1 rRNA gene is annotated in these 230 nt (G+C 50.0%); it reads left to right on the plus strand.

The window, feature by feature from the left end:
- Positions 1-230 (plus strand): 16S ribosomal RNA (locus ACTHSL_RS14340); the annotation flags it as partial.

A 230-nucleotide genomic window follows, 5' to 3' on the forward strand; every position in this document is an offset into this window, starting at 1 on the left:
GGTCCGTAGGGTGTTTAATAAGCCAAATGTTAAATTTATCGGCTCAACCGGTAATCCGCATTTGGAACTGTTTGACTAGAGCACGTCAGAGGTCATTGGAACTCACGGTGTAGGGGTGAAATCCGTTGATATCGTGGGGAACACCAAAGGCGAAGGCATTTGACTGGGGCGTTGCTGACCCTGAGGGACGAAAGCTAGGGTAGCGAATGGGATTAGATACCCGGGTACTC

Origin of the sequence: Neisseria sp. P0008.S010, assembly GCF_051962715.1 — a bacterium.
Taxonomy (GTDB): domain Bacteria; phylum Pseudomonadota; class Gammaproteobacteria; order Burkholderiales; family Neisseriaceae; genus Neisseria; species Neisseria elongata.